General features: G+C 74.2%; 19 protein-coding genes. 8 read left to right on the top strand and 11 right to left on the bottom strand.

Features of this window, described 5'->3' with window-relative positions; genetic code table 11:
• Positions 1–122 precede the first annotated feature (122 nt).
• Together V9U70_RS10855 and V9U70_RS10850 are read right to left on the bottom strand one after the other, a co-directional pair.
• Positions 123–1649 (bottom strand): deoxyguanosinetriphosphate triphosphohydrolase, encoded by a 1527-nt coding sequence (locus tag V9U70_RS10855; RefSeq protein ID WP_336674303.1) that lies wholly within the window; start codon positions 1647–1649, stop codon positions 123–125.
• Between the two features lie 51 nt (positions 1650–1700).
• Positions 1701–2519, bottom strand: coding sequence for a sirohydrochlorin chelatase (locus V9U70_RS10850; protein ID WP_336674302.1), 819 nt, complete (start codon positions 2517–2519; stop codon positions 1701–1703).
• A 607-nt stretch (positions 2520–3126) separates the two neighbouring features.
• Between V9U70_RS10850 and V9U70_RS10845 the strand changes: the two genes are divergently transcribed.
• The gene (locus V9U70_RS10845) at positions 3127–3837 is read left to right on the top strand and encodes a SanA/YdcF family protein (RefSeq protein ID WP_336674301.1); all 711 of its coding nucleotides are present in this window, start codon (positions 3127–3129) and stop codon (positions 3835–3837) included.
• 60 nt (positions 3838–3897) lie between these two features.
• On the opposite strand, the gene V9U70_RS10840 is transcribed toward V9U70_RS10845, so the two are convergent.
• From V9U70_RS10840 to V9U70_RS10830, 3 genes are all read right to left on the bottom strand, one after another.
• Positions 3898–4434 (bottom strand): gamma-glutamylcyclotransferase family protein, encoded by a 537-nt coding sequence (locus tag V9U70_RS10840; RefSeq protein WP_336674300.1) that lies wholly within the window; start codon positions 4432–4434, stop codon positions 3898–3900.
• 8 nt (positions 4435–4442) lie between these two features.
• Positions 4443–4784 carry a divalent-cation tolerance protein CutA gene (cutA, locus tag V9U70_RS10835; RefSeq protein ID WP_336674299.1) on the bottom strand — a complete coding sequence of 114 codons (342 nt, stop codon included), beginning with the start codon at positions 4782–4784 and terminating at the stop codon, positions 4443–4445.
• A gap of 62 nt (positions 4785–4846) precedes the next feature.
• On the bottom strand, positions 4847–5482 hold the full coding sequence (locus tag V9U70_RS10830) for an NADPH-dependent FMN reductase (protein ID WP_336674298.1): 636 nt from the start codon (positions 5480–5482) through the stop codon (positions 4847–4849).
• An 82-nt stretch (positions 5483–5564) separates the two neighbouring features.
• Here V9U70_RS10830 and V9U70_RS10825 point away from each other — a divergent pair, with 82 nt between their 5' ends.
• The 4 genes from V9U70_RS10825 (at position 5565) to V9U70_RS10810 (ending at position 8805) form a co-directional block, all read left to right on the top strand.
• On the top strand, positions 5565–6368 hold the full coding sequence (locus V9U70_RS10825) for an aminotransferase class IV family protein (RefSeq protein WP_336674297.1): 804 nt from the start codon (positions 5565–5567) through the stop codon (positions 6366–6368).
• Between the two features lie 85 nt (positions 6369–6453).
• Entirely contained in the window at positions 6454–6909 is a 456-nt protein-coding gene (locus V9U70_RS10820; protein ID WP_336674296.1) for a DUF5990 family protein, read from the top strand.
• 461 nt (positions 6910–7370) lie between these two features.
• Entirely contained in the window at positions 7371–7907 is a 537-nt protein-coding gene (locus V9U70_RS10815) for a hypothetical protein (protein WP_336674295.1), read from the top strand.
• Positions 7908–8172: 265 nt separating this feature from the next.
• Positions 8173–8805 (top strand): class F sortase, encoded by a 633-nt coding sequence (locus V9U70_RS10810; protein WP_336674294.1) that lies wholly within the window; start codon positions 8173–8175, stop codon positions 8803–8805.
• 45 nt (positions 8806–8850) lie between these two features.
• Here the strand turns inward: V9U70_RS10810 and V9U70_RS10805 are convergent, their stop codons facing one another.
• From V9U70_RS10805 to V9U70_RS10790, 4 genes are all read right to left on the bottom strand, one after another.
• Positions 8851–9642, bottom strand: a complete 792-nt coding sequence (locus V9U70_RS10805; protein ID WP_336674293.1) for a sulfite exporter TauE/SafE family protein — start codon at positions 9640–9642, stop codon at positions 8851–8853.
• Positions 9643–9999: 357 nt separating this feature from the next.
• A complete protein-coding gene (locus V9U70_RS10800) occupies positions 10000–11040 on the bottom strand; it encodes a sodium:calcium antiporter (RefSeq protein WP_336674292.1) in 1041 nt (346 codons plus the stop codon).
• A gap of 146 nt (positions 11041–11186) precedes the next feature.
• Positions 11187–12206, bottom strand: a complete 1020-nt coding sequence (locus tag V9U70_RS10795) for a hemolysin family protein (protein ID WP_336674291.1) — start codon at positions 12204–12206, stop codon at positions 11187–11189.
• The gene (locus V9U70_RS10790; RefSeq protein ID WP_336674290.1) at positions 12203–13537 is read right to left on the bottom strand and encodes a hemolysin family protein; all 1335 of its coding nucleotides are present in this window, start codon (positions 13535–13537) and stop codon (positions 12203–12205) included. Before V9U70_RS10790 ends, V9U70_RS10795 begins: the two co-directional genes overlap by 4 nt.
• Positions 13538–14007: 470 nt before the next feature.
• Between V9U70_RS10790 and nirB the strand changes: the two genes are divergently transcribed.
• From nirB to V9U70_RS10775, 3 genes are all read left to right on the top strand, one after another.
• On the top strand, positions 14008–16608 hold the full coding sequence (gene nirB, locus V9U70_RS10785; protein WP_336674289.1) for a nitrite reductase large subunit NirB: 2601 nt from the start codon (positions 14008–14010) through the stop codon (positions 16606–16608).
• Between the two features lie 35 nt (positions 16609–16643).
• Positions 16644–17036, top strand: a complete 393-nt coding sequence (gene nirD / locus V9U70_RS10780) for a nitrite reductase small subunit NirD (protein ID WP_419723965.1) — start codon at positions 16644–16646, stop codon at positions 17034–17036.
• 152 nt (positions 17037–17188) lie between these two features.
• Positions 17189–18355 carry an alkaline phosphatase PhoX gene (locus V9U70_RS10775; RefSeq protein ID WP_336674287.1) on the top strand — a complete coding sequence of 389 codons (1167 nt, stop codon included), beginning with the start codon at positions 17189–17191 and terminating at the stop codon, positions 18353–18355.
• A 60-nt stretch (positions 18356–18415) separates the two neighbouring features.
• Here V9U70_RS10775 and V9U70_RS10770 read toward each other — a convergent pair whose 3' ends face one another.
• Positions 18416–18844: a VOC family protein gene (locus tag V9U70_RS10770; RefSeq protein ID WP_336674286.1), complete on the bottom strand. Its 429-nt coding sequence runs from the start codon at positions 18842–18844 to the stop codon at positions 18416–18418.
• Between the two features lie 224 nt (positions 18845–19068).
• Positions 19069–20100 carry an ArsR/SmtB family transcription factor gene (locus V9U70_RS10765; RefSeq protein ID WP_336674285.1) on the bottom strand — a complete coding sequence of 344 codons (1032 nt, stop codon included), beginning with the start codon at positions 20098–20100 and terminating at the stop codon, positions 19069–19071.
• Positions 20101–20560: the final 460 nt, after the last annotated feature.

The following is a 20560-nucleotide window of genomic DNA, read 5'->3' as shown; positions in this document are numbered from 1 at the left end:
GCCTCCTCAGTGCTGTGCTGCGCGGCGCCCTCCGCTGCGAGCGTCCCGCACGCAGCGTGATGACGAAAGAGGGTGTTCCCCGGGACAGGTCACACCCGGTGGTCAGGGGACCAGTCTGCCGGTCAGCGGTGGCGGGCGGTGAGCGCGGCGTGCAGGGATCGTGCGGAGGCGTCGGTGAGCGCGGCGATCTGGTCGACGAGGACCCGCTTGCGGGCCCGGTCGTCGGGCGCCTGGTCGAACAGGGCGCGGAAGTGCGGCTCCAGTCCCTCGGGGGCGCGGGCGGTGAGGGACGCGGCCAGCTCGGCGATGACGATGCGCTGGTCGACGCGGATGGCCTCCTGCTCGGCTCGCTGCATGACGAACCGGTCGGCCACGGCCTTCAGCACCGCGCACTCGTGGCGGACGCCGCGCGGGACGACCAGCTCGGCGCCGTACCGGCCGAGCCTGCCGAAGCCGTACACCGCGCGGGTGGCGGTCTCTGCCGCCATGCAGAAACGGCCGATGAGCTGGCTGGTGGCGTCCTTGAGGCGGGCCTGGGCCACGGCGGAGCCGTCGTAGCCGTGCGGCCACCACTCCTGTTCCCTCAGGCGGTCCAACGCGTCGGAGAGCTCCTGCGGGTCGGTGTCGGCGGGGACGTAGCGGCCGATGGCGACGGCCCGGATCTCCTCACGCTCCGGCTCCGCGTCGAGGCAGTCGGGGTCGATGTGGCCGGCGTGCAGGCCGTCCTCGAAGTCGTGCACCGAATACGCCACGTCGTCGGACCAGTCCATGACCTGTGCCTCGAAGCAGGTGCGGCCCTCGGGGGACCTCTCGCGGGCCCATGCGAAGACCGGGAGGTCGTCCGCGTACACCCCGAACTTCGTCGCGTGCGGGTCGGCGGGGTGCGCGCCGCGCGGCCAGGGGTACTTCGTGGCGGCGTCCAGGGCGGCCCGGGTCAGGTTGAGGCCGACGCTGGCCAGCTCGCCGGTGCGGGGGTCGCGGACGAACCGCTTGGGCTCCAGGCGGGTCAGCAGGCGCAGCGACTGGGCGTTGCCCTCGAAGCCCCCGCAGTCGGAGGCGAAGTCGTTGAGCGCCTGCTCGCCGTTGTGGCCGAACGGGGGGTGCCCCAGGTCGTGGGCGAGGCAGGCCGTCTCGACGAGGTCGGGGTCGCAGCCGAGCACCGCGCCCAGCTCGCGGCCGACCTGCGCGCACTCCAGGGAATGGGTCAGCCGGGTGCGGGGGCTGGCGTCCCAGGCGAGGGAGCGGGTGCCGGGCGTCACGACCTGGGTCTTCCCGGCGAGTCGGCGCAGGGCGGCGGAGTGCAGCACCCGGGCGCGGTCGCGCTGGAAGGCGGTGCGGCCGGGGCGCTTGTCCGGCTCTGTGTCCCAGCGCTCGGTGTCGGCGGGGCCGTAGGGCCCGGCCTCGGTGGTCCGTGCGCGGGGCGCGGCCCGTGCGGGAGAGGCGGCCGGCCCGGCGGGGGCGGGGCGCGCGCCCGCGGTGCTCGATGCGCCGTGAGGGGCCGGTGCGCCGTGCGCGGGGGGTGTCCCCGGTGCGCCGTGTGGCGGCGGGGCGCCGTGCGCGTCCCGCGTTTCGTTCGCGTCCTGTGTGCCGTGCGCGCGGTGAGTGATGCCTGCCGGATCTGCCCCGTATACGCCCTGTGTGCCGTCCATGGTTCCGACCGTAGCGACCATGACCGACAACACGGCGTGCGCGCTCGTACGTCAGGCCGGTGCGAGCCGTCTCACCGGCCGCGCCTCCGCGTCCGCCCCGGGTCCGGGCGGCGCCCCTTCGGCGAGCGCCTGGTCGTAGCGGTGCAGCAGGAGCCTGGCCATCGCCGGGTGCGCGCCGAGCGGCGCGGCCGCGATCCCGGGCCCGGCCTCGGCGGCGGCGCTCGCGAAGCGGCCGGGGGCGGTGAAGTACGCGGCGACGGCGATCCGCCGTCGGCCCCGTGCGGCGAGCTGGTGCAGGGCGTCCGGGACCGTGGGGGCGGCGGCAGAGGCGTACGCGGGGACGACGGGGACGCAGAGGCGTTCGGCGAGCATCCGGGCCGTACGGCGGGTGTCCTTCGCGGACTCGGGGTCGCGGGACCCGGCGGCGGCGAGCACGACGGCGGTGTGGCGGCCGTCGCGGTCGGCGGGGTCCCAGCCGGCCTCCACGAGCCGCCCGTACAGCGCGTCGACCAGGAGCGGGTGGGGCCCGAGGGGTGCGGCGATCCGGGTGCGTACGGCGGGGGCGGCGGCCGCCGCGGCGGGCAGGTCGCGCTTGACGTGGTGGCCGCGGCCCAGGAGCAGCGGGACGAGGACCGCGTCCGCCCCGCGCAGGCCGTCCAGGGTGTCCGGGAGCAGCGGCCGGTTCAGCTCGATGTGGCCGAGCCGGACGTCGAGGCCGGGGCGCAGGTCGCGGACCCGGTCCAGCAGGGCCAGCACGGTGCTCAGGGCCCGCGGATCGCGGCTGCCGTGCGCGACGGCGACCAGGGCGGGGGCGGTCGGGCCTGCGGGGCCGCCGTGAGCGGGGCGGTGGGGCTGCCGGGTGCGCTGCATGGGCCTGCGGGTTCCGTTCCGGGAGACGAGGCTGAGCCGGGTGCCGGGCTGGGGGCGTCACGCACGGGTGGGCGTCACGCCGTGCCGTCGGTGGGGCGGGGCGGGTGGAGCGTCGGCTCGCTTGTCGTGCGGAGCCGCGCCGTCATGCTTCATCGTGGCGGACGGAGGTTGCGGGGCCGTTGCGCGGACGTCACGGATGCTTTCCACCGCCTCATGAGGAGGACGGCGACGGTGTGCGGGGCGGGGGGCGCCACCACGCGTGATACGTCGGGCGGCGCGGGGGCGGGGCTCGGCGAGCCGAACGCCATGGTCCGCGGCGGCCGACGCGCCCTTCCGCGTGGGTCGCGGTCCGCGGTGGGTCCCCGGCGCGTCCGGGTCGCGGGCCGGTGGTGTGCCGTGCCCCTGCCGGTGTGGCGGCGCCCCTGGGGCAGTGGCGGACGCCACAGACGGGGGGACCGGCGAACCATTGCGGCATCCAGGTCGTCGGAGGAGGTGAGAGGCGCGCGGCCGGGCGATCGGCCGGACCGGCTGACGGTTGCCCGGACGCGCAGACGCGCAACGGGCGGCAGGCCCGTCCAGGGGGCTTGCGCACAGGAGGAGAAGCGGTGTGACGGACCGGTGGAGGCAGCTGCGGACGCGGGCGGGGCGGGCCCTGCGCCCGCCCCGCACCCGGCGGGCGCGCCGTCGGCTCGTGCAGGGGCTGATGGTCGCCTGTGCGCTGGCCCTCGCGCCCGCGACCTGGACGCGCCTGAGCGCCGGCGACCGGGTGGGGACGGCGGCCGAGGCCCCGGAGCGGGAGGTCGCCGTGGTGTTCGGCGCCGGGTTGCGGCAGGGCCGGCCGACGCCGTATCTCGCCCACCGCCTGGACGCGGCGGCCGAGCTGTACCGGACCGGGAAGGTGAAGGCCGTCCTGGTCACCGGTGACAACAGCCGGGCGGAGTACGACGAGCCGGACGCGATGCGCACGTACCTCACCGAGCGCGGGGTCCCCGACAGACGGATCGTCAGCGACTACGCCGGCTTCGACAGCTGGGACTCCTGCGTCCGGGCCAACAAGATCTTCGGGGTCGATCGGGCGGTCCTGGTGAGCCAGGGCTTCCACATCCACCGGGCGGTGGCCCTGTGCAGGTCGGCGGGGATCGACGCGTACGGGGTCGGGGTCGACGAACCTCGGGACGCGACCTGGTATTACGGCGGCGTCCGGGAGCTGGCCGCGTCGGGCAAGGCCGCCCTGGACGCCCTGCTCCGGCCCGACCCGCACTTCCTGGGGCCCGAGGAACGCGGCGTGGCCGAGGCGCTGGCCGCCGAGGACGGCTGAGGCCCACGGCGTCACGGCCCTGCGCGGGGCCGGTCACTGCCGTGACGGTCGGCGCCCCCGTCACGGCGTGCTCGGGCCGCCCGGCGTGTCCCCGGCGTTCCACCGCCCGCCGGGGATGAGGACCCCGCCCGTGCGCAGCGAGCGGGTGACAGCGGCCGCGGCGAGGTAGACCCAGGCCTGCACTCCGCCCCCGGGGCCCGGCCCGCCCGCCCCGGCCCGCGTGCTCGTCCCGCCCGCTCCGCCCGGTCCGCTCTCCGCCGCGCCCGGGAGCTCGACTTCGCGGACCACGCGCTCGTAGAGGTTGCGCGGGTGGCCCGGGCCGAGGAACTCCTCCAGATGGTCCAGGAGCCCGAGCAGTTCCCCGTACACCCCCGGCGCCGCCGTGAGCAGCGTGCCGTGGACGCGGCCGTGGCCGTCGATCGCGTACGGATAGCCGGGGCCGTCGAAGAGGAGCGCCCGGGGCAGTACGGCCGGCCGCTCCCCCGCCGTACGGCCCCGGAGGAACAGGTCGTGGTTGGGCTCGCCGGGGAGCAGCGTCCCGTACACGAAGAAGGGCCGTTCGGCGGCGGGCGGTCCGCCGGGGTCCGGCGTGCTCATGGCCGCTGTCACAGGGCGGCTGCGGGGGCCGTCTCCGCCGTCACCCAGCCGAGGTAGCGGGCGCTGCCGCGGATCACCGGCAGGGCGATGATCTCCGGCGTGTCGTAGTCGTGCTCCCGCTGGAGGCACTCCTCCAGTTCGTCGTAGCGCTCCGCCGTCGTCTTGAAGAAGACCTGCCACTCCTCGCTCGACTCGATGGCGTTCTGCCACCGGTAGACCGAGGTGACGGGGGCGGAGATCTGCGCGCAGGCCGCCAGCCTCGCCTCCACCGCCGACCGGGCCAGCGCGTGGGCCTTCTCCTCGCTGTCGGTCGTGGTCAGTACGGTCAGCCATGCCGGCGGCGCTGTCATCGCAGGTCTCCTCGGAGTACGGCGGGCTCCTGCCCCTGACCCGATTGTCGGCCCGGAGCGGGTCAGGCGCCGTACGGACGGAGATTCCGGGCCTGGCGCAGGGCGGACCCCCACCACACCAGCTGGTCCAGGAGCGACTTGGCCGCCGCGTCGGCGGACGCCGGGTCCCGGTGGCGTCCCGTGTCGTCGAAGAGCGCGCCGGCATGGTGGAAGGAGACGGTGTCGCGGATGGTGACGGTGTGCTGTTCCGCGAAGACCTGGCGGAGGTGCTCGACGGCGCGCAACCCACCGGAGATGCCGCCGTAGGAGACGAACGCGACGGGCTTGGCCTGCCATTCCTCACGGTGCCAGTCGATCAGGCTCTTCAGCGGGGCGGGGTAGGAGTGGTTGTACTCGGGGGTGACGACGACGAAGGCGTCCGCCGCCGCCAGCCGGGCGGAGACCGCCTCGATCCGCGCCGCGTCCTCGGGGCCGGGGCTGAAGGACAGGGCGGCCGGGAGGTCGGCCTCGACGACGTCGATCAGATCGGTCTCGATTCCCGGGTGGCCCGCGGCGCGGGACAGGAACCAGTCGGCGACGACCGGTCCGAAGCGGCCCGTGCGGTTGCTGCCGAGGATGACGGCCACCTTGAGGGGGGCGTCGTGGTCGGAGGGGGCGGAGGACGTCGTGGTGGCCGTGGAAGCGGCTGTGGTGTTCATGGCGTGTACTTTTCAGCCTCAACCTTGGTTGAGGTCAAGCCCGGTGCCCGCGCCCCCGGCCGACAGGTCCTACGGTGGCCGGATGACGATGCGCCCGCCCTCCCCCCACGTCGAGTTCGACGGCCGCCCGGCCACCGCGGAAGACCTGCGCGTCCCCGCCTTCCAGGGGTTCGGTCACTTCACGGCCATGCAGGTCAGGGGCGCGAAGGTGCGGGGGCTGGGGCTGCACCTCGCCCGTCTGGACGCGGCCAACCGGGAGTTGTTCGAGGAGCCCCTGGACGGCGACCGGGTACGGGAGCTGATCCGCCACGCCCTGGACGGAGCGGGGCGGCGGGACGCCTCGGTGCGGGTCAGCGGGCTCCTGCCGGGCGGCGCGACGCGCACGACCGTGATGGTGACGGTCGGCGAACCCGCCGCCCCGGCGCCCGGGGCACGGAGCCTGATGCCGGTGCCGTACACGCGCACGGCCCCGCACATCAAGCGGCCGGGCGAGTTCGGGCAGACGTACTACGGACTGCTGGCCGGGCGGGCGGGCTTCGACGAGGCACTGCTGACCGCGCCGGGCGGGGTGGTCGCCGAGGGCGCGGTCGCCAACATCGGTTTCTGGGACGGGACCTCGGTCGTGTGGCCCGACGCCCCGGCGCTCCACGGCACCACGATGGCGCTGCTGGAGGACGGCCTCGCACGGGCCGGACAGCCGTCGGTTCGCCGCCCGGTGACGCTGGACGGTCCGGACGGGGTGGGCCGCTACCGGGCCGCCTTCGTCTGCAACTCGCAGGACATCGCGCCCGTGCGGCGGATCGACGGCACACCGTTCCCGGTCGACGAGCGCCTGATGGCACGCTTGGAGGCGGCGTACGAGAGCGCCCCCCGGGACACCGTCTGAGGTCGGGCGGAGCCATCGGCGGGCGGGCCGCCTCCTGCCTCCGGCCTGCCCGCGCCTTCGGCCTTCCGTGCAGGACGATGGGGGTATGCAGATCCACATCGAGGCCTCAGCGCTCCCCGGCCGCACCTGCGGCCCGGACACCGACTTCCCCGGGTTCACTGACATCCATGTCGGCGTCCAGCGCAAGGACCGGCCCGGCGAACTGCTCGACCCGCACCCGGCGGACGCCCCGTCCGCCGGGTGGACTCTCGACTGCACGGCCACCGCGACGGCGGAAGGCGTCGCGGTGTCGGGGCCGTACGTCCAGAACCGGCTGGGCGGGCGGTTCGTCTATCTCTCGTGGGGGACGGTGGACGGCTCCGGCCTCTTCACCATGTTCCGGCGCGCCAAGCTGATGTTCGGCGACATCGAGCCGGACGTCCTCGAAGCCGCCGTCCGCTCGGGGCATCTCACCGGACGGCTCGGGCTCACCGACGCCAAGGGGCAGCCACTGTGCGGCCGGGTGCGCCCGCCCCGGATCGCCTGGAGCGCCACGCGGTAGGCAGTGCCCGGCAGGCGGCGGACAGCGGTCGGCAGGCGGCAGCCGCTGACGGTCGCCCGACCGGTCCGGCGCCGGGCCCGCGACCGCCGGGGGCAGAAGCGGCGCCGCCCCCGTCGGACCGGGGGGTGGTCCGACGGGGGCGGGGCCAGGGGGGCGGGAATCCGTCCCGTGGGGGGGGTGACATCCATGTGCCCCCGACCCTCGCCGCCATGCATGTGACCTGCGTCACACTTCACATCACCCCGTCCCGGCGCCCTCTCACCCGATCGGCGCCACGCCGGGCGACGTAGGCCGGCCGGCCCCGCCACGCAGCCCTGACCTGCGGTGAGACCTGCCGGGCGGGCTGCGCGCCAGGCCCGTACGGGTGACAGGTGACGTGGCGTCAGGAGGCGCGGGCGGCCCCTTCCCCGTTGTCTCGGGGACAGGACACACCTGCTCGCGCCGTCTGCCGGAGGAACCCCATGCGCAGTCCTGCCCGCCTCGTGACCGGTACCGCGTTCACCGTCCTCGCGGTCGGTCTCACGACCGCCGCCCCGTCCGCGTACGCAGGGGAATTCGGCCGACTGGAGATCACCCCGGCGACCGCGGCCCCCGGGGCCACCGTCACCGTGAACACCACCGCCTGCGGCCCCAAGGGGGTGGGCATCGGCGACGCGAACTCCGTGGGGGCCGGGGACTTCGAGGTGCGCCCCGGCACCCACAAGGAAGTCGTGGTCGGCCAGTTCACCGTGGCCCGCGACACCCGGCCCGGCACCTACGAGATCATCGTCTCCTGCGACAACGGCAAGGACGCGGTCGGCGACCTCGAGGTGATCGGCGGCGGCAAGCACGAGAAGCCCGACCACGAGCGCCCGTCCGGACACGTACGGACCGGAGTGGGCGGCAGCGTCGAGCCCGACTCCACCCGGATCGCGCTCGGCGCCGGCGTCATCGGCACAGCGGCCGCCGGGGGGCTGTGGCTGATGCGCCGCCGGTCCGCGGGCGCCGAAGGAAGCTGACCCTCCCCGGCCCCGCGGGCTCGGGCCCGACGGCGCCGGCCACACCCCGGGAGCAGGTCCGCCGCTTCCCCACCGACCGGGCGGGGCGCGTCCCCGAGCGCGCCCCGCCCGCCCCGCCGCAGCCGCCGGGCACGCACCACGGCCCGCCGCCCGCGACGGGCGGCCGGGCCGGCCCCTCTCCCCCGAGGCGCACGGCACAGCCCGGCCCCCCGGCCCGCCCGCACCCCCGAGATCTCGTCGAGGACGACCCACCAAGGACGACGACGTGTCCCAGAGCACGCAGAAGGCCAAGGCCTGGCTGGTGGCCATCGCCGTGCTGTGCGGCATCTGGCTCGTCCAGAACGGCTCCGGCGCGCAGGTGATCCCCCCGCAGCCCTCCCGCGCCCAGGCCTTCGCCGCCGGGCCCCAGCTCCAGCCCGGCTCCCCCGTCGCCACGCCGCTCCCCTCCTCCGAACCGGTCCGCATCCGCATCCCCGACATCGAGGTGGACGCGCCGATGACCCGGCTGGGGCTGGCCGCCGACGGGAGCCTGGACGTGCCTCCGGACGAGGACCGCAACCTCGCCGGCTGGTACGCGGACGGGGTGCCGCCCGGCGCGCGGGGCACCGCCATCGTCGCCGGGCACGTGGACAACGCCGAGGGGCCGTCCGTCTTCTACGCCTTGGGGGCCCTGGCCAAGGGCACCCGGGTCGAGGTGGTCCGCAAGGACGGGCGCACGGCCGTCTTCTCCATCGACGCCATCGAGGTCTACGACAACGACGACTTCCCCGACCAGCGGGTCTACGGCGCATCGCCGCACGCGTCGCTGCGGCTGATCACCTGCGGCGGCGGCTTCTCGGAGGAGACCGGCTACCAGGGCAACGTGGTGGCGTACGCGCACCTCACCGACGTGCGCTGAACCGGCTCCCCCGCGCCCGCGGCACGGCCCGGCCGGGCCCCGGGCTCAGGCCCGCCACTGGTCGAAGCCGAGCTTGGCGACCAGCGAGAACACCACGGTCAACAGCACCACCCGGACGAAACCGCTGCCCCGGCTCAGCGCCATCTTGGCCCCGATCAGCCCGCCCGCGAGGTTGAAGAGCGCCATCAGGGCCGCCAACTGCCACAGCACCGTGCCCTGGTACGCGAACATGGCCAGCGCCCCCGCGTTCGTGCACACGTTGACGATCTTGGCGGTGGCCGACGCGGTGACCAGGTCGAGATGGAGCACGGCGGACAGGGCCAGCACCAGGAAGGTGCCGGTGCCGGGACCGAACAGGCCGTCGTAGAAGCCGATCCCGCCGCCGACGAGCACGACCGCCGTGACGACCCGGGCCCGGGTGACGGGCCGGCCGGCGTCGTCGCCCGAGGCGTCCGTGCCGAAGGAGGGGCGCAGCAGGACGAAGGCCGCGACTCCCAGCAGCACGACCATGATCACCGGGCGGAGCACCTCGCTGCTGATCCCGGCGGCGAAGAACGCCCCGGCCATCGACCCGGCGAGCGCTGTCAACCCGACCCGTACCGCCAGCCCCACCCGTACCGGGGCCTTGCGCACGTAGGCCACCGCCGCGCCCGAGGTGCCCACGATCGCGACGGCCTTGTTGGTGCCGAGGGCGTGGGCGGCCGACACGTGCGGCAGACCGAGCAGGAGCGCGGGCAGGAGCAGCAGGCCGCCCCCGCCCACGACGGCGTCGATCCAGCCGGCCGCGGCCGCGGCGAGGCAGAGGAGGACCAGAGTGGTCAGCGATATCTCGTGCACCCGCCGAGCCTATGCGGTCAGCCCCGGACGCCCTTCGGCAGCCGATCCCGGCAGGTCGCCCGCCGTGTGCGGCCGGGCGAAGAGGGGCGCGGCGGCGTCCGGGCGCTGCGCCGGCGGCCGCGTGCCGCTCCCGGGCCGCCCCCGGTCCGCTCGCCGCCGCCGAGGGCTGGGCGCCGACGTCGCGCCCGGCTTCCCGCGCCTGCCGGTGGCCGTCGTCGGCTCCCCCGGCCCGGCCCTCGGCGCCGCCCTGCGCCTCCCGCGCCGGGCCGGCCGCCCAGGGGCCCCGGGGCGTGGGCGTTCCGGGGCTGCGCGTGCCGTACGCCCGTGCCGTGCCGTCCGACTGCCGCAGCCCGGGCGTCAGTACGCCAGCACGGCGACGGTGCTCGCGTAGACGAGGACCAGCAGGACGCCGTCGAAGCCGATCTTGAGCCAGCCGCGCTTCTGACGGACGAGGAGACCACCGAGCAGGACTACCGTCATGACCAGCGCACCGCTGGTGAGGAACAGTTCCGGCCGCTCGGCCGCGTGGAACAGGGACCCGCCCCGGTAGGCGATGTCACCGACGACGAGGTTGAGCGCGTCCAGGCAGTTCCCGCCGATGACGGCGGCGACGGCCAGCGTGACGGCGCCGCGCCGGACGGCCGCGACGGAGGTGACCGTCTCCGGGAGGGCGTTGACGAGCCCCATGAACACGGCCCCGACGAGGCCGGCGTTCAGGCCGGTGTTCTCCACGATGCTCTCCGCCGCGCGGGCGACCGCCCAGCCGCCGACCATGACGATGCCGGCCACCGCCGCGAACTCGGCCCACAGCCGCGAGGTCCGGTGGCCGGCGAAATCCTCGGTCTCCTCGCTCGCGACATCGGGAAGCGTCTCCTTGGTGGGCACCGCGCGCCACAGGGGTTCGCTGTGGGAGCGGATGAGCCGGAGACCGCCGATGTAGAAGGCCGCCATCACCACCGACGCCGGGTGCACGCCCAGAAAAGTGACCGAGGGGCTGAACGTCGCCATCAGGGCGATGCCCAGCAGGCCGATCAGCAGGCAGCCGAACAGCATGTTGGACAGCGACGCGGCGGCGTGTTCGAGGTTGATCCTCCGCAGGAAGGCGTCGGCGACGACGAGCGCCAGGGTCTGCGCCGCGATGCCTCCCACGGCGTTGCTGTACGCGAGGCCGGGCTGGTCCGCGGCGGCGCTGACCGCGGTCATCACGATGCCCGAGAGGGAGGTCACGAGGCCGAACAGCACCGCGCCGAACAGCGCTTCTCCCCAGCCCGTCCGGTCGGCCAGGGTGTCCCCCAGCCCTGCGAGCCGGACGCTGCACACCACGGTGACGGCCGTGGCCAGCAGGAAGACCCCGATGCTCACGCCGAGAGGCCACACGGTGGTCAGTGATGCGAGCATGGAGGCCTTTCTTCGGTGCGGGGCGGTGGGGGCCGCGGTCGGCTGTCTCGTACCACGAAAATCCCGCCGCACACGGCCCGCGCCCCGGACGTGGCATCGGCGCGCCCGCCGCACGCGGCGCCGGGGCGCTCGGCGGACGGCGGGGCTCACGCCTCCTGGGGTTGCAGGTAGCGGGCCAGCAGGTCGTCCAGGCTCACCATGCCGGCGAGGGAGCCGGTGCCGTCGCGCACCACCGCGAGCGTGGCGCGGCGTCGGCGCAGCACCTCGATCGCCTCGGCCACCGTGGCGTCCTCGGCCAGTTCCGGCACGGGTCGTGCCAGGGCGCGGGCGCTGGTGGGCCGGCCTTGCGCCCGGGCGACCAGAACGTCACGGGCGTGCACCGAGCCGAGCACGTCGCCGTTGTCCCGGACCAGCAGCCGCGTGCGGCCGCTGGCGACGGCGAGGCCGAGGATCTGCTCCGCCTCGGCGTCGGCTTCGACCGCGGTGATGGCGGCGGCCGGGGTCGTGAGGTCGCGCACCGGGGTCTCCGGCTCGGTCAGCGAACGGGTCAGCAACTCGGAGTCGGTCTCGGTGATCAGGCCGAGCCGTTCGGACTCCGCCACCAGGTGGGCGAGTTGATCGCGGTTGTGGACGGAAGCCAGCTCGTCGCGCGGGCTGACCCGGCACAGCCGGACCAGGGCGTTGCTGACCTTGTCGAGGACCCGGATGAGCGGGCGTACGGTCCTCACGAGCGCCCGGAAGGGCGGAGAGAGGAGCATCGCGGATCGTTCGGGGTGGGCGATGGCCCAGGACTTGGGCGCCATCTCGCCCAGGACCATGTGCAGGAACACGACCACGGTCATCGCCACGGCGAAGGCCACGCCGTAGCTGAGTGCGGTGGGCAGGCCCAGTTCGCGCAGGAGCGGGTCGAGTTCGTGGGAGATCGCGGGTTTGGACACCGAACCGAGGCCCAGGGTGCACACCGTGATGCCGAGCTGAGCGCCGGCCAGCATCAGCGAGAGCTCGCGCATGCCGGCCAGCGCCGCCTTGGCCCCGCGCCGTCCGTCGGCCACGGCCCTCTCCATCCGGTGCCGTTTGGCCGCGACCAGAGCGAACTCTGCCGCCACGAAGAACCCGCTGCCGACGAGCAGGAGAACGGTGACGAAGAGCGCCATCGGGAAACTCATGCCTGGTCCTCCGTCTTCCGGGCCGTCCGCACGATCCGGACCAGCTCCGGTACGTGCCGGTCGAGGGTGCGTACGTCGATCGCCACGTCGCCGTCGGGCAGCGCCACGGTGAGGTGGTCGCCGATGGCCGGGAAGCGGCCGAGCCGGTCGACGATCAGGCCTGCCACGGTGTCGTAGTCCTCCTCCTCCGGCAGCTCGACGCCGGTGACCTCCGCGACCTCGTCCAGGCGGCGTCCGGCGTCCACCAGCCAGCCGGCTCCGTCCGCGACGGCGACCTCGGTGACGGTGTCCGACTCATCGGCGATGTCGCCCACGAGTTCCTCTGCGACGTCCTCGTAGGTGACGACGCCTGCCACACCGCCGTGCTCGTCGAGGACGACGGCGAACTCGTCGTCCCGCTCCCGCATCCGCTCCACGGCGGCCGGCAGCGGCAGCGTCTCCGGCAGCAGCAGCGGCTCCCGGGCCACCGCACCGGCCGTGGTGGAGGCGAGCCGGCCGGCGGGGAGGGCCATCAGCTCCCGCACGCCCAGCACGCCCGCGACGTCGTCGGGGTGGTCGCCGAGCACGGGGTAGTTGGAGTGGCCGTGCGCGGCGACGAGGTCGACGGCCTCGGCGGCGGTGGCGTCCTTGCGGGCGAAGACCGCGTCGACCCGCGGCACCATCACCGCGTGCAGCGTCCGCTCGGAGAACTCCAGTGCGTGGTCGATCAGCTCTGCGGTGCCGCGCGGCAGCTGCCCCTGTTCGTGCGACTCGCCGATCAGGTGGCCCAGCTCCTCCAGGGTGGCGCCGTGGTGCAGTTCCTCGACCGGCTCGATGCCGATCCTGCGCAGCAGCTTGTTCGCCGCGCCGTCGAAGATCCGGACCGCCGGGCCGACAACCCTCAGGTACGCCAGCGTGGAGGCGGCCAGTGACTTCGCCAGCCGTTCCGGTACGGCGATGGCGAGGTTCTTCGGGGCCAGTTCGCCCAGCACCATCTGGACGACCGTGGCCAGGACGAAGGCGAGCACGACGGAGAGTCCGGTGACGGCGGCGTCGGGGATGCCGAGGCCCGGGAGGACCGGTCGGAGCAGGGCGGAGACGGACGGCTCGGCGAGAAAACCGACGACCAGACCCGTCACCGTGATGCCGAGCTGAGCACCCGAGAGCATGAACGACAACCGCTCCAGCACCTTCAGCGCGCGGGCGGCCTTCCGGTCGCCCGCGTCGGCTTCGCGCGCCAGGGCGAGCCGGTCGGCGGAGACGTAGGCGAACTCCTGGGCGACGAAGTAGCCGGTGCCCGCGGTCAGCGCGAACACGGCCAGCACACCGAGCCAGGCTTCCACGGCGCTCATCCGACACCACCCCGCCACCGGCCGTGCTCAGGAGGTGGCGGGCGAAACGGCCGGGCACGGCGCCCCGAAGGGCCCGTCGGTGTGGCGGACAAGCGGTGACTCCTCTTCCAGGGGGGCGGGGCTCAAGACGACTTCGGCCGGTGCCAGGGCTCTCGGCCACCCCGCCGACCGGGGCAACTCTATGCCTCTACCCATGTGTAGAGACGGTCCCCTGCCGGGCCCCGGCCCTCCTGGCCCGGGCGTGGCCCAGGGCAGGACGGCCGGGAAGCCCGGGCCCCGCAGGCCCCCGGCGCCGTTCCGGCGGTCCGGTGGGCCTCACAGAGGACGCTCCGGCGCTCCGCAGCTCCCTCACAGGGACCGGGCCCGGGTGCTGAGCGCAAGGTTCCGCCCGGGAAACAGGAGGGATGCGGCCGGGTAACACCCCCCGCGCAAGCTCAGGGACATGAGGACGCCGACGGAAGGTCACTGAGATGCCGGAGCCCACCTTCGACCCGCGCAGCGCCGTCACGCCTGGCGCCACTTTCCCGCCGACGATCGTCGTCGTCGGGCACGGCATGGTCGGTCAGCGGTTCCTGGAGGCACTGGCCGCACGCGGGATGACCCCGGCGGCGGGCGGGGCCCGGGTCGTCGTGCTCTGCGAGGAGCCCCGGCCGGCCTACGACCGGGTGCAGCTGACCTCGTACTTCGCCGGGCGCACCCCCGAGGAACTCTCCCTGGTGGAGCCGGACTTCATGGCGCGGCACGGCATCGAGCTGTACGTCGGCGACCCGGCCGAGAGCATCGACCGGGCGGGGCGCACGGTGACCGCGCGGTCCGGGGCGGTGTTCGCCTACGACACGCTGGTGCTGGCCACGGGGTCGTACCCGTTCGTGCCGCCGGTGCCGGGCCGGGACGCCCGGGGGTGCTTCGTGTACCGGACCATCGAGGACCTGCTGGCGATCGAGGAGTACGCGAAGGGGGCGGCGACCGGTGCGGTGGTCGGCGGCGGGCTGCTCGGGCTGGAGGCGGCGGGGGCGCTGAAGGGCCTCGGACTGCGCACCCACGTGGTGGAGTTCGCGCCCCGGCTGATGCCGGTCCAGGTGGACGAGGGCGGCGGCGCGGCCCTGCTGCGCACCGTCGAGGGCATGGGCCTCGCCGTCCACACGGGGGTCGGCACGCAGGAGGTCACCACCGGCGCGGACGGCGCGGTGACGGGGATGACGCTGTCGGACGGCTCCTCGCTCGCCACCGATCTGGTGGTCTTCTCCGCGGGCGTGCGGCCCCGCGACCGACTGGCCCGGGAGTGCGGCCTGGCGGTCGGCGAGCGCGGTGGCGTCGTCGTCGACGACGCGTGCCGCACGTCGGACCCCGACGTCTTCGCGATCGGCGAGTGCGCGCTGGCCTCGGACGGCCGGGTGTACGGGCTGGTGGCCCCGGGTTACGAGATGGCCGAGACGGTGGCCGGGGTGATCGCGGGCGGGCAGGCCGGGTTCACGGGGGCCGACCTGTCGACGAAGCTGAAGCTGCTCGGTGTGGACGTGGCCTCGTTCGGCGACGCGCACGGTGCGGCCGACGGCTCCCTGGACGTGGTGTACTCCGACGCCCGCTCGGGGGTCTACAAGAAGCTGGTGATCGGGCAGGACGGCACGCTGCTGGGCGGGGTGCTGGTGGGGGACGCGGACCAGTACGGCACGCTGCGGCCGATGACGGGCACGGTGCTGCCGGTCGCCCCCGAACAGCTGGTGCTGCCGACCGGGGTGGGCGGCCCGGTGGCGCTCGGCCCCTCCGCGCTGCCCGACGAGGCGGTGATCTGCTCCTGCCACAACGTCACCAAGGGCGCGGTCTGCGAGCACACCACCCTGCCGGAGGTGAAGAAGTGCACCAAGGCCGGTACGGGCTGCGGCAGCTGCCTCAAGGTGATCGGGCAGCTGCTGCCGGCGCCCGAGGACCAGGGCCTGTGCGGCTGCTTCCCGTACAGCCGCAGCGAGCTGTACGAGATCGTCCGCACCCTGGAGGTGACCTCGTTCGCCGCGCTGCTCGACTCGCACGGCCGGGAGGAGGCGCGGGGCGGGGACGGCTGCGAGGTCTGCAAACCGACGGTCGGCTCCGTGATCGCCTCGCTCGCCCCCGCGGTCGGCGCGAGCGGCTATGTGCTGGACGGCGAGCAGGCGGCGCTCCAGGACACCAACGACCACTTCCTGGCCAACCTCCAGCGCAACGGCTCGTACTCCATCGTGCCGCGCATACCGGGCGGTGAGATCACCCCGGAGAAGCTCATCGTGATCGGTGAGGTGGCCCGCGACTTCGGGCTGTACACGAAGATCACCGGTGGCCAGCGCATCGACCTCTTCGGCGCCCGGGTCGACCAGCTTCCGCCGATCTGGGCCCGGCTGGTGGACGCGGGCTTCGAGTCCGGCCACGCGTACGGGAAGTCGTTGCGGACGGTCAAGTCCTGTGTGGGGCAGACCTGGTGCCGTTACGGCGTACAGGACTCGGTGCGGATGGCGATCGACCTGGAGCTGCGCTACCGGGGACTGCGCTCCCCGCACAAGCTGAAGTCGGCGGTCTCCGGCTGCGCCCGCGAGTGCGCGGAGGCCCGCGGCAAGGACTTCGGCGTCATCGCCACCGCCCAGGGCTGGAACCTCTACGTCGGCGGCAACGGCGGGGCCACCCCGCGCCACGCCGACCTCCTGGCACAGGACCTCTCGGACGCCGAACTGATCCGGCTCATCGACCGGTTCCTGATGTTCTACATCCGCACCGCCGACCGGCTGGAGCGCACCTCGGCCTGGCTGGAGCGGATCGACGGCGGCCTGGAACACGTCCGGGACGTGGTCGTCCACGACTCGCTGGGACTCTGCGACGAGCTGGAGCGGCTGATGGCCGGGCATGTCTCCGGCTACCGCGACGAGTGGGCCGAGACCATCAACGACCCGGAGCGGCTGCGCCGTTTCGTCACCTTCGTCAACGCGCCCGACGCCCCCGACCCCTCGGTGAGGTTCGTCCCGGAGCGCGACCAGATCAAGCCGGACCTGGAGCTGCTCGCCGGGCCGGTGCTCGCCGTCCGTACCCTCGAAGGGACCGCATCGTGATGACTGCCACCCCTGTGATGACCACCGCCTCCGTCATGACCCCCGACCCCGCCGTGCCGACCGGCGGCGCCCCGCGGAGCGCCCCGGCGACGGGCGTGAAGACGCGGACGATCCGGATCGCCCATGGGGACCAGTGGCTGACGGCCTGCCGGGAATCGGCGCTGATCCCCGGCCGGGGCGTCGCCGTGCTGCTGCCGGACGGGGACCAGGCGGCCGTGTTCACGGACCGGGCCGGGCGGGTCTACGCGATCGGCAACCGGGACCCGTTCACCGGGGCGTACGTCCTCTCGCGCGGCTTGCTCGGCTCCGTCGGCGGGCGGCCGTTCGTGGCCTCGCCCCTGCTCAAGCAGCGGTTCGACCTGGCCACCGGGGCCTGCCTGGACGACGAGGCGGCGACGGTGCCGGTGTTCGCCGTACGGGTCGACTGACCCGGTGCGGGCCGGGAGGGCGGGGGGCCGGACACGCCCACCGGGCGTTCATCTGAAATCGGCGCCTCGGCAACTCCCCCCGTCTACAGTCCTGACGCGCGACCCGCCGGCCCGTCCGGGGCGGTGGGCCCTCACTCATCCGTGGAGTGATCGTGGAACGTCGGACCTTCTTGCGCACCGCGGCGATCGGCGGCTCGGCCGCGGCCTTCGGCGGCACGCTGTGGCGGGGCGCGGCCTTCGCCGACCCGGCCCAGCCGGCCACCGGCCCGTACGGCGCCCTCCAGGCGGCCAACAGCGACGGCATCCGGCTGCCGCGCGGCTTCAGCAGCCGCGTCATCGCCCGTTCCGGGCAGACCGTGCCCGGCACCTCCTACCGCTGGCACCGCGCGCCCGACGGCGGGGCGACGTACGCCGACGGCTCGGGGTGGATCTACGTCTCCAACGCCGAGGTGTCGCCCAGCAGCGGGGGCGGGGCGAGCGCGGTGCGGTTCGACTCCTCCGGGACGGTGACGTCCGCGTACCGCATCCTCGGCAACACCAACAACAACTGCGCGGGCGGCAGCACCCCGTGGAAGACCTGGCTCTCCTGCGAGGAGGTCACCCGGGGGTATGTGTACGAGACCGACCCGTGGGGCGTGAACGCGGCGGTGCGCCGGCCCGCGCTGGGCCGGTTCAAGCACGAGGCGGCGGCGGCCGACCCGGACCACGGCTACATCTACCTCACAGAGGACGAGTCCGACGGTCGCTTCTACCGCTTCCGGCCCTCGGTCTGGGGCGACCTGTCGCGCGGCGCCCTCCAGGTGCTGGTGGCGGGCTCCGGCACCTCCACGTCGGTGAGCTGGGCGAACGTGCCGGACCCGGCCGCGTCCTCCACCCAGACCCGCCACCAGGTCTCCGGGGCGAAGGTGTTCAACGGCGGGGAGGGCTGCTTCTACGCGGCGGGCACCTGCTGGTTCACCACCAAGGGCGACAACCGGGTGTGGGCCTACGACGCCGACAGCTCGTCGATCTCGCTGGCCTACGACGACTCCCTGGTGACGGGCGGCTCGGCCCCGCTGACCGGCGTCGACAACGTCACCCGGTCCGGGTCCGGGGACCTGTACATCGCGGAGGACGGCGGGAACATGGAGATCTGCCTGATCACGCCCGACGACACCGTGGCGCCGTTCCTGCGGATCGGCGGCCAGTCCGGTTCGGAGATCACCGGGCCCGCCTTCTCGCCGGACGGCACCCGGCTGTACTTCTCCTCGCAGCGCGGTACGAGCGGAAGCTCCTCGGGGGGCATCACGTACGAGGTGACGGGCCCCTTCCGGAGCTGACCGCGGTGCGGCGGGCCGGCCGGCGCGGGTGCCGCGCCGGCCCGGCGTGCGTTCCGGTGCTCAGGCCGGGGCCTGGCCCTGGGCCTGGGCCTCGAAGGCGGCCGGGTCCATCCAGATGACCTCCCAGATGTGGTGGTCGGGGTCCTGGAAGGAGCGGCCGTACATGAAGCCCGTCTCCTGCGGGTCGTTGGCGGGGGACCCGCCGGACGCCAGCGCCGCGTCGGCGATCTCGTCGACCTTTTCCCGGCTGTCCGCGCTGAGGGCGAGGATGACCTCGGTCGTCCTGGACGCGTCGGCGATGTCCTTCTTGGTGAAGTCCCGGAAGCGCGGCTCAGTCAGCAGCATGACGCAGATGGTGTCGCTGATCACCACGCACGCCGTCTTGTCGTCGCTGAACTGGGGGTTGGAGGCGAAGCCGAGCTTCTCGAAGAAGCTCTTCGACGTCTCCAGGTTCTCCACCGGCAGGTTCACGAAGATCATCTGAGCCATGGTCGTTTCCTCTTTCCGTCCCGTCCGTCGCCCGGCGGTCATCCGTCGGGCGTTTCGAGGGGTAGACGGCGGGGCCGCCCGGAACTCATCGCCGTGCGCCGAACAGATTTTCGCTGTCTGCGCCGACCTGCGCAGAGCGGGGCGCGGCCGGCGGCCGGGCGTGCGTCCGCGTCCTCGGGGACGGGGCCCGGGCCGGGGCGGGAGGCCGGTCCCGCCGGGGCGGATCAGGGCAGGGCGAGCGGCGCTCCGCCGCGGAGCAGGGAGCCGCCGAGCGGGGTGAGCGTGTGCAGCACCGAGCTGCCGTGGCGCAGGGTGAGGACCAGGCCCGCCTCGCGGAGCACGGAGGCGTGCTGGCTCGCCGAGGCCAACGAGACCCCGGCCCGGCGCGCGAGCTCGCTCGTGGTGCAGCCGTTGCCGATGGCCTGCAGGACGGCCGAACGGGTGTGTCCGACCAGCCGGCCGAGCCAGGGGCCGGGCTCCGCGTAGACCGGGGCGCCGGGATGGGTCACCGGGTAGACGAGCACCGGGGGGAGCGCCGGGTCGCGGTAGACGACGGCGGTGCCCCGGCAGAAGAACGAGGGCTGGAGCAGCAGTCCCCTGCCGTCGAGATACAGATCCCGGTCGACCGGGTAGTCCGCCTCCAGGACGGGCGCGCGCCAGCGGATCATCGGCGGCAGCGTGGCCAGGAGCCCGTCCGCTCCGCCGTCCAGCAGGGCCCGCCCGCGGACGGCCCGGTCCGCCTCCACGCTGGCCCGGATGTGCGGCCAGTACGGCTCGACGGCGGCTCGGTGGTAGCTGCGGAGGGCCCCGATCAACCGGCCGAGCGGCTCGGCGCGGCCCTCCAGGATCGCGGCGGGCAGCGCCGCGCTCGGTATCCCGGCCGCCCGCTGCCCGGCCGGATGCCCGGCCCGCTGCCGCTGCCGTCCGGCCGCCAGCAGCTCCAGCTCCCGGCGGACCCGGTCGGCGGGGGTGTCCCGCAGGGCCTCCATTCCGACGTCCAGCGCGAAAGGCTCGGAGCCTTCCTGGGAGGGCGTCAGGAAATCCGGGAAATAGCCGCGGGGTGGAACGACCGCGGCCAGCAAGTGTACTTCGCCATTCAACCGGGTCCGGGATTCCGCCCGCCATTTCCCGAACACCGTCGAGGCCCGTCGGTCCCTGAGCCGATGAAAACTGAGAATCGTTTCCCACAAGGCGTCCGGCCTCGTGGCCATCCGCACCCGCGAAAGGTCCAGCCCGGACACATGGATACGCAGCACTGCTCCCCCACCTGTTGCATCCGCAATTGCCCCCACCAAAGGGTATGCGGGCCGTCACAGGAGGTCACCACGGGGTTTCGGCCAGAAGTGAAACGTCTCGCCCCGTTCTGCTTCACCCGAAAGGCTGTACGACGTCGGGTACGCATCCGGTGCCCACCGGATGAGCACGTGAAGGCCGTGGGGGGCTTTGTGTGTTCGGCGGCGGTGGGCGGCGGTGCGGCTCCGTGCCCGACGGGGGTAAGCCGAGGGTGCGGTCCATGGGTGGGGATCTGTGGGCCGCACCCCGGTCCGTCCGGCGCCACGTGAATCCCTGGGCCGTCACCGGAATTTCTTTGCGCATTAAACGAAGCAATGTGTGCCACACCACACTCGGCGGGGCCCTGTGCGCCACGCCACATCCTCCGGCGCCCATTTCTCGGGCGCTCACCGGCCCGCCGCACGGCGAAGCGGCGGCACCCCC

Origin of the sequence: Streptomyces pratensis, from assembly GCF_037137275.1 — a bacterium.
Classification (GTDB): Bacteria; Actinomycetota; Actinomycetes; order Streptomycetales; family Streptomycetaceae; genus Streptomyces; species Streptomyces pratensis_B.
This window is presented reverse-complemented; position numbering and strand designations above follow the sequence as displayed.

Bases quoted from the DNA above. Each gene is read 5' to 3' on its own strand.
- V9U70_RS10830 (WP_336674298.1), bottom strand. From the start codon at position 5,482: ATGAACACCACAGCCGCTTCCACGGCCACCACGACGTCCTCCGCCCCC.
- V9U70_RS10770 (WP_336674286.1), bottom strand. From the start codon at position 18,844: ATGGCTCAGATGATCTTCGTGAACCTGCCGGTGGAGAACCTGGAGACG.
- nirB (WP_336674289.1), top strand. From the start codon at position 14,008: ATGCCGGAGCCCACCTTCGACCCGCGCAGCGCCGTCACGCCTGGCGCC.
- V9U70_RS10850 (WP_336674302.1), bottom strand. From the start codon at position 2,519: ATGCAGCGCACCCGGCAGCCCCACCGCCCCGCTCACGGCGGCCCCGCA.
- nirD (WP_419723965.1), top strand. From the start codon at position 16,644: ATGACCCCCGACCCCGCCGTGCCGACCGGCGGCGCCCCGCGGAGCGCC.
- V9U70_RS10815 (WP_336674295.1), top strand. From the start codon at position 7,371: ATGCGCAGTCCTGCCCGCCTCGTGACCGGTACCGCGTTCACCGTCCTC.
- V9U70_RS10825 (WP_336674297.1), top strand. From the start codon at position 5,565: ATGACGATGCGCCCGCCCTCCCCCCACGTCGAGTTCGACGGCCGCCCG.
- V9U70_RS10795 (WP_336674291.1), bottom strand. From the start codon at position 12,206: ATGAGTTTCCCGATGGCGCTCTTCGTCACCGTTCTCCTGCTCGTCGGC.
- cutA (WP_336674299.1), bottom strand. From the start codon at position 4,784: ATGACAGCGCCGCCGGCATGGCTGACCGTACTGACCACGACCGACAGC.
- V9U70_RS10800 (WP_336674292.1), bottom strand. From the start codon at position 11,040: ATGCTCGCATCACTGACCACCGTGTGGCCTCTCGGCGTGAGCATCGGG.
- V9U70_RS10840 (WP_336674300.1), bottom strand. From the start codon at position 4,434: ATGAGCACGCCGGACCCCGGCGGACCGCCCGCCGCCGAACGGCCCTTC.
- V9U70_RS10820 (WP_336674296.1), top strand. From the start codon at position 6,454: ATGCAGATCCACATCGAGGCCTCAGCGCTCCCCGGCCGCACCTGCGGC.
- V9U70_RS10790 (WP_336674290.1), bottom strand. From the start codon at position 13,537: ATGAGCGCCGTGGAAGCCTGGCTCGGTGTGCTGGCCGTGTTCGCGCTG.
- V9U70_RS10855 (WP_336674303.1), bottom strand. From the start codon at position 1,649: ATGGACGGCACACAGGGCGTATACGGGGCAGATCCGGCAGGCATCACT.